The sequence below is a fragment of the uncultured Cetobacterium sp. genome (assembly GCF_945952365.1).
GTDB lineage: Bacteria > Fusobacteriota > Fusobacteriia > Fusobacteriales > Fusobacteriaceae > Cetobacterium_A.
In genome coordinates, this window is the sequence record NZ_CAMFHX010000007.1 from 40,094 (window position 1) to 54,422 (window position 14,329).

The 14,329-nt window shown below is 29.7% G+C and carries 12 protein-coding genes; 6 read left to right on the plus strand and 6 right to left on the minus strand.

Annotated features, from left to right (window positions below; genetic code table 11):
* Position 1 precedes the first annotated feature (1 nt).
* From Q0O83_RS03625 to Q0O83_RS03635, 3 genes are read right to left on the minus strand one after another with little or no spacing between them, the layout of a single operon-like run.
* Positions 2-1,030: an alpha/beta hydrolase-fold protein gene (locus Q0O83_RS03625; RefSeq protein WP_294094252.1), complete on the minus strand. Its 1,029-nt coding sequence runs from the start codon at positions 1,028-1,030 to the stop codon at positions 2-4.
* Between the two features lie 16 nt (positions 1,031-1,046).
* Positions 1,047-2,435: an asparagine--tRNA ligase gene (gene asnS, locus Q0O83_RS03630; protein ID WP_294094254.1), complete on the minus strand. Its 1,389-nt coding sequence runs from the start codon at positions 2,433-2,435 to the stop codon at positions 1,047-1,049.
* 10 nt (positions 2,436-2,445) lie between these two features.
* A complete protein-coding gene (locus Q0O83_RS03635) occupies positions 2,446-2,631 on the minus strand; it encodes a DUF896 domain-containing protein (RefSeq protein WP_047384160.1) in 186 nt (61 codons plus the stop codon).
* A gap of 180 nt (positions 2,632-2,811) precedes the next feature.
* On the opposite strand from Q0O83_RS03635, the gene aroA reads away from it, so the two are divergent.
* Both aroA and Q0O83_RS03645 read left to right on the plus strand, forming a co-directional pair.
* Entirely contained in the window at positions 2,812-4,095 is a 1,284-nt protein-coding gene (gene aroA / locus Q0O83_RS03640) for a 3-phosphoshikimate 1-carboxyvinyltransferase (RefSeq protein WP_294094255.1), read from the plus strand.
* A gap of 1 nt (position 4,096) precedes the next feature.
* A complete protein-coding gene (locus tag Q0O83_RS03645; RefSeq protein ID WP_294094257.1) occupies positions 4,097-6,373 on the plus strand; it encodes a patatin-like phospholipase family protein in 2,277 nt (758 codons plus the stop codon).
* A 26-nt stretch (positions 6,374-6,399) separates the two neighbouring features.
* Here the strand turns inward: Q0O83_RS03645 and Q0O83_RS03650 are convergent, their stop codons facing one another.
* From Q0O83_RS03650 to Q0O83_RS03660, 3 genes are all read right to left on the minus strand, one after another.
* Positions 6,400-7,248 carry a YjjW family glycine radical enzyme activase gene (locus Q0O83_RS03650; protein ID WP_294094351.1) on the minus strand — a complete coding sequence of 283 codons (849 nt, stop codon included), beginning with the start codon at positions 7,246-7,248 and terminating at the stop codon, positions 6,400-6,402.
* A gap of 1 nt (position 7,249) precedes the next feature.
* Positions 7,250-8,737: a YjjI family glycine radical enzyme gene (locus Q0O83_RS03655; protein ID WP_294094259.1), complete on the minus strand. Its 1,488-nt coding sequence runs from the start codon at positions 8,735-8,737 to the stop codon at positions 7,250-7,252.
* Positions 8,738-8,799: 62 nt separating this feature from the next.
* Entirely contained in the window at positions 8,800-9,393 is a 594-nt protein-coding gene (locus Q0O83_RS03660; protein ID WP_294094260.1) for a sigma-70 family RNA polymerase sigma factor, read from the minus strand.
* A 222-nt stretch (positions 9,394-9,615) separates the two neighbouring features.
* Here Q0O83_RS03660 and Q0O83_RS03665 point away from each other — a divergent pair, with 222 nt between their 5' ends.
* From Q0O83_RS03665 to Q0O83_RS03680, 4 genes are all read left to right on the plus strand, one after another.
* Positions 9,616-11,280 (plus strand): formate--tetrahydrofolate ligase, encoded by a 1,665-nt coding sequence (locus tag Q0O83_RS03665; protein WP_294094262.1) that lies wholly within the window; start codon positions 9,616-9,618, stop codon positions 11,278-11,280.
* A gap of 96 nt (positions 11,281-11,376) precedes the next feature.
* Complete coding sequence (locus Q0O83_RS03670; protein ID WP_294094263.1) at positions 11,377-12,360, plus strand: AIR synthase family protein; 984 nt, start codon at positions 11,377-11,379, stop codon at positions 12,358-12,360.
* Between the two features lie 15 nt (positions 12,361-12,375).
* Complete coding sequence (rsmB, locus tag Q0O83_RS03675; protein WP_294094265.1) at positions 12,376-13,677, plus strand: 16S rRNA (cytosine(967)-C(5))-methyltransferase RsmB; 1,302 nt, start codon at positions 12,376-12,378, stop codon at positions 13,675-13,677.
* A complete protein-coding gene (locus Q0O83_RS03680; RefSeq protein WP_294094267.1) occupies positions 13,677-14,306 on the plus strand; it encodes an O-methyltransferase in 630 nt (209 codons plus the stop codon). Before rsmB ends, Q0O83_RS03680 begins: the two co-directional genes overlap by 1 nt.
* Positions 14,307-14,329 lie beyond the last annotated feature (23 nt).

A 14,329-nucleotide genomic window follows, 5' to 3' on the forward strand; every position in this document is an offset into this window, starting at 1 on the left:
TTTACTTCCCCTTTTTTGTTTCATCTGTAAAAAATTTCAAAAAATTATAAATATCTTTAGAGATATAATCCCAAGTATGATATTCATTTTCATATATCTTTCCTTTAAAATCTAAATTATATTTCTTAGCTCTGCCAATTACATCAAGCCATTGCTGGAACATTAAATATGGTTTTTTATCCTCAGATCCAACACTCAAGTAGAACTTTTTATCTCTAAATTTTTCTGGTTCAGTTATTTTTATAATACTATATGGATCATTTTTTAAAATTTTATAGCCCCAAGGACTAAAAACTTTTACAAAATGAGCTTTATTAACATCATTAAATAAAAATCTCGGTACATATAGATATCTAAATATCCTCATTACTCTTCGATTAATACTCATTCTAATTAAACTAATAGCACCTGAAAAACTAGCTATAACATGGTATGAATCTAAATTTTTAAGACCTATCTTTAAAGAACCGTAGCCTCCCATAGAAAATCCACCTATCCCTTTAATAGATTCAGGATATCTGTCCTCTATAAACTTAGTCAAATCTTTAGAAAAAAACTCTTCATATTGATGAATATCATCTTTATAAAAGTTACTATACCAACTCTCACCCTTATATCCAGAATCTGGAAGAATAAATATCACATCATCTATTCTTCCTTTTTTCTTTAATGTTAAATAATTTTCTCTTATCTTAGCTTTATAAAGCCAATCTTCACATCTATCTCTTATTCCATGTAATAAAACTAGACATAAAGGATTAGCTTTTAATTTTTTCGGTTTTAAAATCAAAAACCTCATTTTCTCTTCTGTATAACTACTCTTCAAGAAATGTTCCTCTAAGATAAACTCAGCTTCGAACTCTTCATTTGAAAATTCTGAATACTTATGTTTTACATTTATAATTTTTTCAACTTGTGGAAAACTAAGAACTCTTTTTAGTTTTCTATCTAATTTAAAATTATAAGGATATGTTACTATATAAAAAATCAAAGAAATTACAACTAGAAAAATCAGTATTTTTAGTATCATTATTTTATTCTCCGAATTAGAACTCTGCGTTATTTGGAGTTCTTGGGAATGGAATTACGTCTCTTATGTTTGTAATTCCTGTTATGTACATAAGCATTCTTTCAAATCCTAATCCATATCCTGAATGAGGGAAGCTTCCATATCTTCTTAAATCTAAATAGAATCCATAATCTTCTGATTTCAATCCTACTTCAGCCATTCTTTCCTCTAAAATTTCTAAGCTATCCTCTCTTTGAGATCCACCGATGATCTCTCCAATTCCAGGTGCTAATAAATCCATAGCTCTTACTGTTTTTCCATCAGCATTTAATTTCATATAGAATGATTTTATATCTTTTGGATAATCAGTTACAAACACTGGTCTCTTAAAGTACTCTTCAGATAAGAATCTTTCATGCTCACTTTGTAAGTCGATTCCCCATTTAACTGGGTAATCAAATTTCTTTCCTGAATTTATTAAGATATCTACAGCTTCAGTGTATGTTACTTTTCCGAAGTTGCTGTTTAATACGTTGTTTAACTTGTCAAATAACCCTTTTTCTATGAATTGGTTAAAGAACTCCATCTCTTCTGGACACTCATCCATTACATATTTAACGATATATTTGATCATATCCTCTGCTAAATCCATATTTGCTTCTAAATCAGCAAATGCAATTTCAGGCTCTATCATCCAGAACTCTGCAGCATGTCTTGAAGTATTTGATTGCTCAGCTCTAAATGTCGGTCCAAATGTATAGATATTTCTAAATGCTGAACAATAAGTTTCTCCATTTAGTTGTCCACTTACTGTTAAGTTAGTCTCTTTTCCAAAGAAATCTTGTGAGAAATCTATTTTTCCAGCTTCAGTTTTAGGAGCGTTATTTAAATCTAAAGTTGTAACTCTAAACATCTCTCCTGCACCTTCACAATCTGATCCTGTTATGATTGGAGTATGAGTGTATACAAATCCATTTTCTTGGAAGAACTTATGAATTGCATAAGCTAATACCGATCTAACTCTAAATACTGCTGAGAATGTATTTGTTCTTGGTCTTAAGTGAGCTATTGTTCTTAAAAACTCAAATGAGTGTCTTTTATTTTGTAATGGATACTCTAAATCAGCTTTTTGGAAAACTTCAATCTCTTTTGCTTGAATTTCAAAAGTTTGTCCTGCACCTTGCGATGCTACTAAAATACCTTTTACAATTATTGATGATGATATTGATAATCTTGATACCTCATCAAAGTTAGGTAAATTTGTGTCAAATACAATTTGAACACCTTTAAAGAAACTTCCATCATTTATCTCTATAAACCCAAAGTTTTTTTGTGATCTTATCTTTCTTACCCAACCTGAAATCTCTATCTCCTGGTTGATACATTTTTCTGTTTCTCTATAAAGAGTTTTTACTAGTTGCTTCATTTTTATCCCCCTATATCATTTTTGCTTCATCGACAATTTCGATGCTGTCTAATTTCTGTCTTACTTGTGCTTTAAACTGTTCTAAATATAACTTTCTATACTTTTCTCTTTCAAGCTTTTCTTCTGCTGTTAGCTCTCTTTTTTTAGCTTGATTAGAAAAGTAATTAACCATCTCTATGATATCTTTCATTTCCATAATCATTTCCTCCAAACTATATTATATATAGTCTTATTTAACTTTTCTGTAATTATACCGTTTATTTGAGTTTTTGTCAATTTGCTTGTAACTCTAGATAAAGATATTTTTGTTGTATTATTTTTGGGGAAAAATTGCTATAATTTAAATGAAAAAAATTTTAAGGAGTTGAAGTTTTCTATGAACTATTTCCAACCAAAACCCAGTACAAATTTTAATGTTACTGTTGATATTCCAGGTTCAAAATCTATTACTAATAGAGCACTTATTCTTTCAGCTCTTTCTGGAAAAAATGTAACTTTGAGAAATATACTTTTAAGTGATGATACCAAATATATGATTGAAGCTTTAAAAGCATTAAATAATGATATTGAACTCGATTTACAAAACAAGACTTTAAAAATTAAAGGAAATAAAAATCCAAAATTTGAAAACCTTGAAATCTATATAGGAAATGCTGGAACTGCGATGAGATTTTTAAGTTCATATCTTGCAACAGGAACAGGCTCAGCTGTTCTCTATGGAAACGCTCGGATGAATGTAAGACCGATTAAAGATCTTGTAGATTCTCTAACTCAGCTTGGAGTGAAAGTTGAATATCTTAATGAAGTTGGTTTTCCACCAATAAGAATTACAGCAAATGGAGTTTCTGCAAAAACTGTAGAAATTGATTGCAGTAAAAGTAGTCAATACATCTCATCTATATTAATGGCTTCTCCTAATTTTAAATCACCTATTGAGATTAAAACTATAGGAAGAGTTGTATCTAAACCATATATAAATATGACACTTAAGATGATGAAAGATTTTGGAATTCAATTTTTAGAAAAAGATAATAGCATCTATATTCAGCCTCAAGAATACTCTACATCAGAATACCTTATAGAAGGAGATATGTCTTCAGCATCTTATTTCTTGGCTATGGCCCTTATATCTAACTCTACAGTTAGATTAAATAACTTTTTCAAAAATAGTATTCAAGGAGATTCTCAATTTTTAAATGTTTTAACAAAAATAGGGTTAAAAATCCTTTCTTTTAACGAAACAAATATCACCGTACAAGGAGTTGAAAACTACAATGGAATTGAACTTAGTATGAATGATATTCCAGATGTTGCACAAACACTTGCAGCTGTTGCTCTATTTGCTGAGACTCCTACAAAAGTATGGGATGTAGAAAATATGAGAATAAAGGAAACCGATAGAATTTCCGCTTTAAAAAATGAAATATTAAAATTAAATGGAAATTTCGAAGAGTTTCAAGATGGATTTTTAATTACCCCTAAACCTTTTACTGAATATGAAGGTGAGTTTTTAGAGACATACGATGACCATAGAATGGCCATGTCTTTAACTTTAATCGGTCTTAGAGTTCCTAATATCAAAATTTTAGATCCTAATTGTGTTTCTAAAACTTTCCCTAACTTCTTCGAAGAGTTTAATAAAATTTATTTGGGGGAATAAAATGAAAATGAAATATCTATTTTTTATACTCTTATTTACTTTTTCGTTTAGCTTCTCTAAAACAGTTGAAGATATCGAAATCAAAAGATTAAAAGAACAGATTAAAATACTTCAAAAAGAGATTCAGGTTTTAGAAGCTAAAAAAATAGAAAAGTTTAAAGAAGAGGAAAAACAACCTAAGATAGGATTGGTTTTAAGTGGTGGTGGTGCAAAAGGATTTGCACATATTGGTGTTTTAAAAGTTTTAGAGGAAAATAATATTAAAATAGATTATATTGCCGGAACAAGTATGGGAGCTCTTATTGGTGCTCTTTACTCTGCTGGTTATACTGCTGATCAGATTGAAAAACTTGTCTTAGATATCAATTGGCAAGAAACTTTTAACGATAGCCCTAATCTTGCAGATATCCCTATTGATCAAAGGTCTTTGATGAAAAATTACAATCTATCTTTAAAATATGATAACTCACTTAACTTTGCATTACCTAAAGGAATTAGAAATACACAGAAGATATACCTCACTTTAAAAAATCTTTTATGGAATGTTGAGCAAACAAGAGACTTTAAAAAACTTCCTATTCCTTTAGAGATTATTGCAACTGACTTAAACACAGGTAAGGCCAAAGCTTTTAATAGTGGAGATTTAGCTCAAGTTATTACAGCTAGTATATCAATACCTACTATTTTTGATCCTGTAGTTATTGGTGGAAATTATTATGTTGATGGATTATTATCTCGAAACTTCCCTGTTGAGGATGCTTTTAATTTAGGAGCTGATATAGTTATCGGTGTAGATGTTGGAAGTTCACTACAGAAAAAAGATGATTATGACATTCTTAGTGTTGCTGATCAAATAGTTGCTATTCAAAGTACAAGCTCTACTAAAAAGCAACGTGACTTAACTACAATTCTTATCGATCCTGATGTTTCGAAGTATAAAACAACAGATTTTAACGATTTTAAAGCGATTAAAAATCTTGGAGAAGTTGCTGCTAAGAAGCAAATTGATAAAATTTTAACTTTTGGACCTAAACAAAATAAAAGAAAAAGTTCACTGCAATTTAAAAATAATTTTGTATTAGAAAATCTAGAGATTATTAGTGAAACAGAAAATGAAAATCACAAAGATATTATACAATCTATTTTTAAAAACTCAATTGGAAATAGTGTAAATCCTGACACTTTAGAAAATTTAATGCTAAAGACATATAGTCTTAATTTTGTTAATAAAATATATTACTCTTTTAAAGATACTACTTTAAAACTTCAAGTAGAAGAGACGCCGACTAATATAGTAGGATTGGGTGTCGATTACCAAACTGATTATGGAACTACATTTTCAATTGGAACCGATATTAGCTCTTTTGGAAAAATTGGAACATTATCAACAATTGAAACAACTTTTGGAGATTATTTAGGGCTTAATCTTAAAAACTTCTCATATTATGGTGTTTCAAATAAAGTTGGAATACTTAGTAGCGTAAGTTACTCTGAAAATCCATTTTTTATCTATCACAACAAAGATAAAATTGGAAGTTATAAAAGCCAAGTTACAAAACTCGAAAGTGCTTTTGTAACTCAATATTCAAATCTATTTTTATTCTCTTACGGAGCTTCATTAAACTATAGTCGTTTAGAGTCTGAGATTAAAAATATTTTTGATGACTCAGTTGAATACTCAAAAAGTTACGGAGATATCTTCTTTAACATCAACTGGGATAAAACTAACTCTACAGCTTTTCCTACTAAAGGAGTTAAGGGTGAGGCTTCTCAAAGATGGGGTGGAAATTTAGGAAAGGATAACCTTAATTTTTTATCTACTAACTATATTTCATCTAACTATATTCCCCTTACAGAAACTACTAGTTTAACTGCCAAGCTTTTTGGAGGAAATGTAAGTGGAGATGATATCCTTCCTGATAAATATATTAAGCTAGGAGGATTATCTGATGATCTTTCACAAAATATATTCTCATTTAGTGGATACTATTTCCAAGAGAAATATCTATCATCTCTTTTTGGAATTAGTTTGGGACTTCAACAAAAGATTATTGAGAATCTTTATTTTAGTACTCATTGGGATGTGGCTACTTATAAATATGTAAATGAAGATTTCTCAGATAACTCTAAGTCTATTCTTTGGAAAGATTATTCTCAAGGTGCAAGTATTGGTCTTAATTATCTAAGCCTTATTGGTCCAATTAAGTTCAATATATCAAAAGCACAAGAGTCCCATGACTATCTTTTCCAATTTAGTTTTGGATATAAATTTGATTAATATTGAAATATAATAAGAAAAACACCCTAAATTATTAGGGTGTTTTTTACTTCTAAACTCTGAGCTAAATCTTCTAGCTCTTTTAACTCTATATCCGAAGGTGAAAAAAGATTTTTTTGTAACTTCTCTCTAACTCCAAAATGTCTATACCTAATTATTTTATATCTTATATCTGTTTTAGATATAATCTCAGAAACTTTTTTTATTGTTAATCTATTGTTTAACTTTTGATTAACAACAACTGTTCTAACCTCAAATAACTTTTCTATACTTTTTAAAAATTGAAGATTTTCTATTACATTTTCAACTTTTTCTGCTGTTAAGTCTATATGCTCTTGCTCATCCCAAGCTTTTACATCCAACATAAAGAAATCAGTTATATCTACAAACTCTTTATACATTTCATCCTTTAAATTTAAACCTCCATTCGTATCCACAAAGCAAGTTAAATTTGACCACTTTCTCTTTATCTCTTTAAAAAACTCTGTAATAAATCTATATTGAAGTGTGCTCTCGCCTCCACTAACAGTTACACCTTTGATAAAAGGTTTCACCTTAGTTACCTCTTTTATCAATTCATTTATTGTGTATTCTTTAATTTTAGGTGAAGCATCAAATTTACAAATTTTTATACATTTATCACATTCACAGCATAGATTCTCTTTCCACTTCACACTGCTTTCATCTATGTAAAGAGCTGATGTTGGACACACCTCTACACATTGATAACAATTTTTACATTCATTTATTGTCTCTGGATTATGACAATATTCACAATTAAAATTACAACCTTGAAAAAATATTGCCATTCTATTTCCTGGTCCATCAACATTTGAAAATTTAATTATTTTATTTATTTTAGCAGATAATTCCATACTACTCACTTCTTAATTTTCTTCCTAAAGCTTTTGCATTATCTCTAGCACCTTTTCCTAAGATTGTTGTATCTCTTAGAACCTGCTCTCCCTTATCTAACTTTTCCATTTCTGATCTTTTTACTAAATATCCTGTTACTCTCACTACATCACAATTATCACTATAAAGTGAGAAGAATCTCATATCAGTTTCAAAAGCTCCTTTTATTATATCTAAAATAGCCTCTGGATTACTCTTATATGTTTCGTCGAATACGAATATATCTCCGATACCACTCGGACAATATTGGTGGAACGGTGCCGATTGAACTATGTGCTCAAATATTTCTGGCTCCTCTCCAACTGGAATTCTACATCCTGGACTTTCGTTTCTATCTGTATCAATTCCTACTTGTGAGTGTAATAGGTGAGTATTTCCAAAGAACTCTCCTGCATATTTTGTTTTATGATTTTGAACTAAGCTACTCATCGCTCTTACTATCTCTAAAGCTAAATCTGCTGCTACTTCTGAATATCCAAATCTATCTTTTTTCTCTGTTGCTCCTAAAAGATTATTTACACACTCTGCTAATCCTACAAATCCAAATAGCCCCGTAAATTTCTCTTTCTCTAGCATTCCCTCTTTAACTAAGAAACTACTTTCGTAGAATCCACTCTCTTCAATTACAAACTTCGATCTTTCATCAATGTAATCTAACATCTCTTTTGAAACTTCTGGTAAAACCTTAGTTAAAAATTCCTCTTTTGAAGAAGCCAACTTTGAAAGAGCTCCTAATCTTACTCTAACTAAAGTATTTGCTCCACCTCCAACTTTTAATCCATTATAACAACTTACAATTCCGTACTCACCTTTGAAATCATCTCTAAATATCTTATCATTCGCAAAACTTGGTTTTGCTGTCACAAGAGCTGTTTGAATCGCTTCAACCGCTATTTTATCAGATGTTTCCTCTGTGTATTTTATTGTTAAGTTTGGTGTTGGAAGTTCTAGCTCTCTCATAACCTTTAAAATTATCAAACCAGCTTTTGTCTCTTTTGGTCCTATATTTGCATGACAGAACGAATCTGTTATAGTTGAATCTATATGCTTTAAAAATAGCTTTATAGCTAAATATGCTTCAGCTTCATCTTTAATAAAAGGTTCTAGTAAATAATCAATATTTCCTAAATAAACAGGCATTGTAGTTATTGAAGGAACATGCTTATAAAGTATTAATAATCCATGAACAGCTTCCCAAATATTTGTTGGCTTATCTAGATTTAAAAATTTACTTCCATTTTGCATAAATACATCGTAGTCTGGTACTATATATCTTGGTCTGTAAGGAGCATTTCCTTCAAATAAATCACAGATAATCCCATCTTCAATGTATTTTTTTAAAGCTTCACTTTTATTTAAAACTTCTATACTTCCTTCTGCTAATCTAGCTAGAGTAACAACCTTTTGTTCAAAAGTTATTTTCTGACTCTTTATTGTTTCTAATATCATTACTTTCTCCCTTTAATTAAAATATAAATTTCACATATTATATTCATTTTCCACTACTTTTGTCAACTTTTATTATATTTTTCTAAAAAAATTAGGACCTTCTTTTTTATTCTTTGAATAGAGTTATCTATCGCTTTCGGTTCTTTTTCTAATTTTTCTGCAATTTCTAGATAACCATAACCTTTAACCATATATGAAAAGACATCTTTTTCTAAACCACTTAAATTCACTCTTAAAAACTTTTTCAACGTTTTCATAAGCTCTTCTCCAATTACTATTTGTTCTGGAGTATAATACTTAAGGGAAGGATTGTTATATCTTATTAACTCCTCTATTTCAGAATATCCCTCTCCTTGCATCGCACTATTCAAATTTCTATTTCTTTCTGAATTGTAATTTTTAACTGCTGTTATTATCTGTCTTTTTATACATAAAGATGCAAAAGTACTGAAACAAGCACTTCTATTTTCATCAAAAGATCTAATAGCTTTCATCAATCCTATCATACCCTCTTGAACTAAATCTTCCCGTTCTGCACCTTTTAAAAATAAAGTTCTATTTCTTATGTAGATAAGACTTTTATATTCTGTGACTATTTTTTCTATTGATTCAACATCTCCTTGTTTAGCTAACAAAATATCTTCGTTCTTGATCATTCGGTCCCCCTTATCCTAAAAATGAAATATTTATTTACTTTTATCTAATTCATAACAATATCAGTATCTCCTTCCTATTTTATATACCTCTTATATTGAAAAAAATCAATTTTTTATTTTAAACATATCTGCTCTTTCTTTTTTCACTTTTTTAAGGTACAATTATATTGACAAAGTACAATTTAATTACTTAAAAAACATTTATTTTATTTAGGAGGGGCTATGAAAACTGATATACAAATTGCACAAGAAGCAAACTTATTAAAAATTTCTGATATTGCTTCTAAGCTAAACATTAACGAGGATTATTATGATACTTATGGAAAGTACAAAGCTAAACTTAATCTTTCTCTATTAGATGAATTATCTACTAAAAAAGATGGAAAATTAGTTCTTGTTACTGCTATTACACCTACACCTGCAGGAGAAGGAAAATCTACTGTTACTGTTGGTCTAACTCAAGCTTTAAATAAAATCGGTGTATCATCTGTTGCAGCTCTTAGAGAACCATCTTTAGGTCCTGTTTTTGGAATGAAAGGTGGCGCTACTGGTGGAGGATTCTCTCAAGTTATCCCTATGGAAGATATCAATCTTCACTTTACTGGTGATTTCCACGCAATTGGTGTTGCTCACAATCTTGTTTCTGCATGTATTGATAACCATATCACTCAAGGAAATCTTTTAAATATCGACAACACTAAAATCACTTGGAAAAGAGTAGTTGATATGAATGATAGAAACTTAAGAAATATTGTTATTGGTCTTGGTGGAAAATTAAATGGATATCCTAGACAGGATTCTTTCCAAATAACTGTAGCATCTGAAATCATGGCAACTCTTTGTCTTTCAAACTCTTTAAAAGAGCTTAAAGAAAACATTGGAAAAATTGTATTTGGTTATGATTATAGTGATAAACCTTTAACTATAAATGATTTAAAAATTTCTGGGGCGGTTACTGCTCTTTTAAAAGAAGCTATAAAACCAAACTTAGTTCAAACTTTAGAAAACACTCCTGTTATTATCCACGGAGGACCATTTGCAAATATTGCCCACGGATGTAACTCTCTTTTAGCTACAAAGTTAGCTTTAAAACTTTCTGATGTTGCTGTAACTGAAGCTGGATTTGCTGCTGATTTAGGTGCTGAAAAGTTCTTAGATATAAAATGTAGAAAGGGAGATTTAAACCCTAACTGTGTTGTTATTGTTGCTACTGTTAGAGCTCTTAAACATCACGGTGGAGCAAAAGTTTTAAATGAAGAAAACTTAGATGCTTTAAAGTTAGGTTTAGCTAACCTTGATAAGCATATCGAAAATATGAAAAAATTTAACCTTCCTGTTGTTGTTGCTATAAATAAATTTGTAACTGATACAGATAATGAAGTTGAATTAATTAAAGCTCATTGCAACTCTCAAGACGCACCTGTAGCTCTATGTGAAGTATGGGCTAAAGGTGGAGAAGGTGGAGAGGAATTAGCTAAATTAGTTCTTCAAAAAATTGAAGAAAACACTGCTAACTATAAGCCTCTTTACGATTTAGAGTTACCTATTAAAGATAAAATTTCTAAAATTTGTACAGAGATTTATGGAGCTAACGGAGTTTCTTTCTCTGCAGCTGCTAATAAAACTATTAAGCAACTTGAAGAGCTAGGGTATGGAAATCTTCCTATCTGTATGTCAAAAACTCAAAAATCAATCTCTGACAAAGCAAATCTACTTGGAAGACCAACTGATTTCACTGTTGAAATTGATACAATTAAACTCGCTGCAGGAGCTGGATTTATTATTGCTATGGCGGGGGGTATCATTGATATGCCTGGGCTTCCTAAAGTTCCAGCAGCTGAACTTATCGATATTGATGAGAACGGTACTATCACAGGTTTATTCTAAACAAATTTGACCCTTACTTAAATACAAGTAAGGGTTTTTTATTTTTGTAAAATATAGTATAATATATTAAAATTCTACTGCATGTGAGGGATAAATATGAAAATTGGTAAACTTACTATTTCAGATTTAAATGATTTAATTTTTAAAAATATAAAAAATAGTAACGAAAGAATTCTTTCTGCTGGTGAAGTTGGAAGTGACTGTGCAGCTATTGAAGTTGGAGATGAAGTTGTTTATCTATCTACAGATCCTATAACTGGAACTAGCACTGGACTTGGAAAACTTGCAATCAATATCAACTGTAACGATATTGCTACAGAAGGCGTTTCTCCAACTGGTATCATGCTTACTATCTTAGCTCCTCCACACACTCAAAAAGAAGAGATTGCTTTGATTATGAAAGAAGCCCAAGAGGAAGCTGACAAACTTGGTGTTTCTATTATTGGAGGACACACAGAGATAACAGCAGCAGTCAATAAAACAATCATATCTGCTACATCTATTGGAATAGGAAAAAAATCTGACTTCAAAAAAAGAGAAACAATTGTTGCTGGAGATAGGTTAATCATTACTAAAGGAGTTGGAATTGAAGGAACTGGTATTATTGCTTTTGAAAAAGAGATTGAACTTTTAGATATTTTTCCAAAAGAAACTATCCAATTTGCAAAAAATCTTTTAGATTTTACTAGTGTTGTTAAAGATGGAGTTATCGCTAATAAGTTTGCTAAAGGTATGCACGATGTAACAGAAGGTGGACTTTTAGGTGCTCTTTGGGAATCAAGTTGCTTCTATAATCTAGGTTTAGAGATTTCATACGATAAAATATTTATTCATCAATGCACAAAAGAGATTTGTAAATACTTTAAAATAGATCCTCTAAAGCTTATTTCAAGTGGGACTATGCTTATGGTTGTTGGTAATGAAAATTCAGAATTATTAATTAATGAATTGAAAAAAAATGGTGTTGAAGCTTTTGATATTGGAGTATTTACAAATTCTAACGAGAAGGTTTTAATAAAAAATGGTGAAAGAATAAACATTTCTTCACCTGAAAGTGATGAGTTATATAAAGTTATATAGTTAGGAGAGATTATATTGAATATAAAACAAAGAGTTATTGAGTTATTAAGTGAATTTGAAAAAGGAAAATATTCTAACATTCTTTTAAATGAATATTTTTCAAAAAATAATTTAAGTAAAGGTGAACGTGGATTTATCACCGAAGTTTTTTACGGTGTTATTAGAAACGACATCTATTTAAACTATCAATTAGAAAAAAGAACTAAAGCAGTTAAAAAAAATTGGATTAAAAATCTTTTAAAGATTTCTATTTATCAAGCTACTTTTATGGAAAGTGATGATAAAGGAGTAGCTTGGGAAGCAACTGAATTAACTAAGAAAAAATTTGGAGTTCCTGTTAGTAAGTTTGTTAATGGAGTTATCAGAAGTTATTTAAGAGAAAAAGATGAAGAGATTCAAAAGCTTAAAGAAGAGGATAGATTAGACCTTTTATACTCTTATCCAAAATGGTTCTATGATAAAATAAAAAAAGAGTATAAAGAAAATACAGAACAAGTTCTAATTTCACTAAAAAAAGTACCTTATATGAGTATTAGAGTAAATACTCTGAAATATTCTGAAGAGGAGTTTGAAACTCTTTTAAAAACTTTAAAAATTGATATAATCAAAAAAGTGGATACTATATATTATATTGATTCAGGTATTGTTTTACATACTGATGAATTTAAAGATGGGAAAATTATAGCTCAAGATGGTTCATCTTATCTTGCTGCTAAAATTTTAAATCCAATAGCTGGAGAAAAAGTTGTTGATACTTGTAGTGCACCTGGAAGTAAAACTGCTGTTCTTGGTGAGCTTATGAATAATACTGGAGAGATTTATGCTTTAGATATCCATCAACATAAAATAAAAATTATTGAAGAAAATCTAAAAAAATTAGGTCTTACAAATGTTAAAGCTATCAAGTTAGATGCTAGAAAACTTAAAGAACAAGGACAAAAGTTTGATAAAATTCTTGTAGATGCTCCTTGTAGTGGATACGGAGTTTTAAGAAAGAAACCCGAAGCTCTTTACAATAAAAACATGGCTAATGTTAACGAGTTAGCTGGATTACAATATGAGATTTTAGAATCTGCTGCAACTACATTAAAAGTTGGTGGAGATTTAGTTTACAGTACTTGTACTATATTCTCAGAAGAAAACAGTGATAATGTTGAAAAGTTTTTAAACAACCACAAAAACTTCTCAGTTCAAAAATTTGAGATGCCTGAAAATGTAAATGGACACTTTGATAAAATAGGTGGATTTTTAATTGATTATACAGAAGAAATTTTAGATAATTTCTATATTATTAAACTAAGAAAGGATTTTGAATAATGTTAGATGAATTAAAAGAAGCTAACGGCTATGTTGTTAGTAAAATAGAGGAAACAGACTCTTTAATTTTAGAGATGGAGGCTTTTGCTTTAGAGCACAACGTGCCTATCGTTACAAAGGAAGTTGCTAAGTATCTAGATTTTTTAGTTTCTAGTCACAATTTTAAAAATATACTTGAGATTGGAACTGCAATTGGATACTCTGGAACTATAATGGGAAGAGTTGCTAAAAAAAATGGTGGTAAATTGACTACTATTGAAATTGATGAAGTAAGATACAATCAAGCTTTAGAAAATTTCAAAAAAGGAGACCTTTTAGATTCTATTAATCTTATTTTAGGAGACGGAACTGAAGAGGTTAAAAAATTAAATGAAAAATTTGATTTTATCTTTATTGATGCTTCAAAAGGTCACTATATGGAATTTTTCAACGACTCATTTGAAAGACTTACTGAAAATGGTATGATTTTTATTGATAACATCATGTTCAGAGGATATCTGTATAAAGAGTATCCAAAAAGATTTAAAACTATAGTTAGAAGACTTGATGAGTTTATAACTTATCTTTCTCAAAATCATGATTTCGTTCTTCTTCCATTTGGAGATGGAATTGGTCTTGTAAAAAAATAAATAACTATTTTAATAATAGAAAA

Coding starts and splice junctions, on each gene's coding strand:
- Q0O83_RS03625 (WP_294094252.1), bottom strand. CDS start 1,030: ATGATACTAAAAATACTGATTTTTCTAGTTGTAATTTCTTTGATTTTT.
- asnS (WP_294094254.1), bottom strand. CDS start 2,435: ATGAAGCAACTAGTAAAAACTCTTTATAGAGAAACAGAAAAATGTATC.
- Q0O83_RS03635 (WP_047384160.1), bottom strand. CDS start 2,631: ATGGAAATGAAAGATATCATAGAGATGGTTAATTACTTTTCTAATCAA.
- aroA (WP_294094255.1), top strand. CDS start 2,812: ATGAACTATTTCCAACCAAAACCCAGTACAAATTTTAATGTTACTGTT.
- Q0O83_RS03645 (WP_294094257.1), top strand. CDS start 4,097: ATGAAAATGAAATATCTATTTTTTATACTCTTATTTACTTTTTCGTTT.
- Q0O83_RS03650 (WP_294094351.1), bottom strand. CDS start 7,248: ATGGAATTATCTGCTAAAATAAATAAAATAATTAAATTTTCAAATGTT.
- Q0O83_RS03655 (WP_294094259.1), bottom strand. CDS start 8,737: ATGATATTAGAAACAATAAAGAGTCAGAAAATAACTTTTGAACAAAAG.
- Q0O83_RS03660 (WP_294094260.1), bottom strand. CDS start 9,393: ATGATCAAGAACGAAGATATTTTGTTAGCTAAACAAGGAGATGTTGAA.
- Q0O83_RS03665 (WP_294094262.1), top strand. CDS start 9,616: ATGAAAACTGATATACAAATTGCACAAGAAGCAAACTTATTAAAAATT.
- Q0O83_RS03670 (WP_294094263.1), top strand. CDS start 11,377: ATGAAAATTGGTAAACTTACTATTTCAGATTTAAATGATTTAATTTTT.
- Q0O83_RS03680 (WP_294094267.1), top strand. CDS start 13,677: ATGTTAGATGAATTAAAAGAAGCTAACGGCTATGTTGTTAGTAAAATA.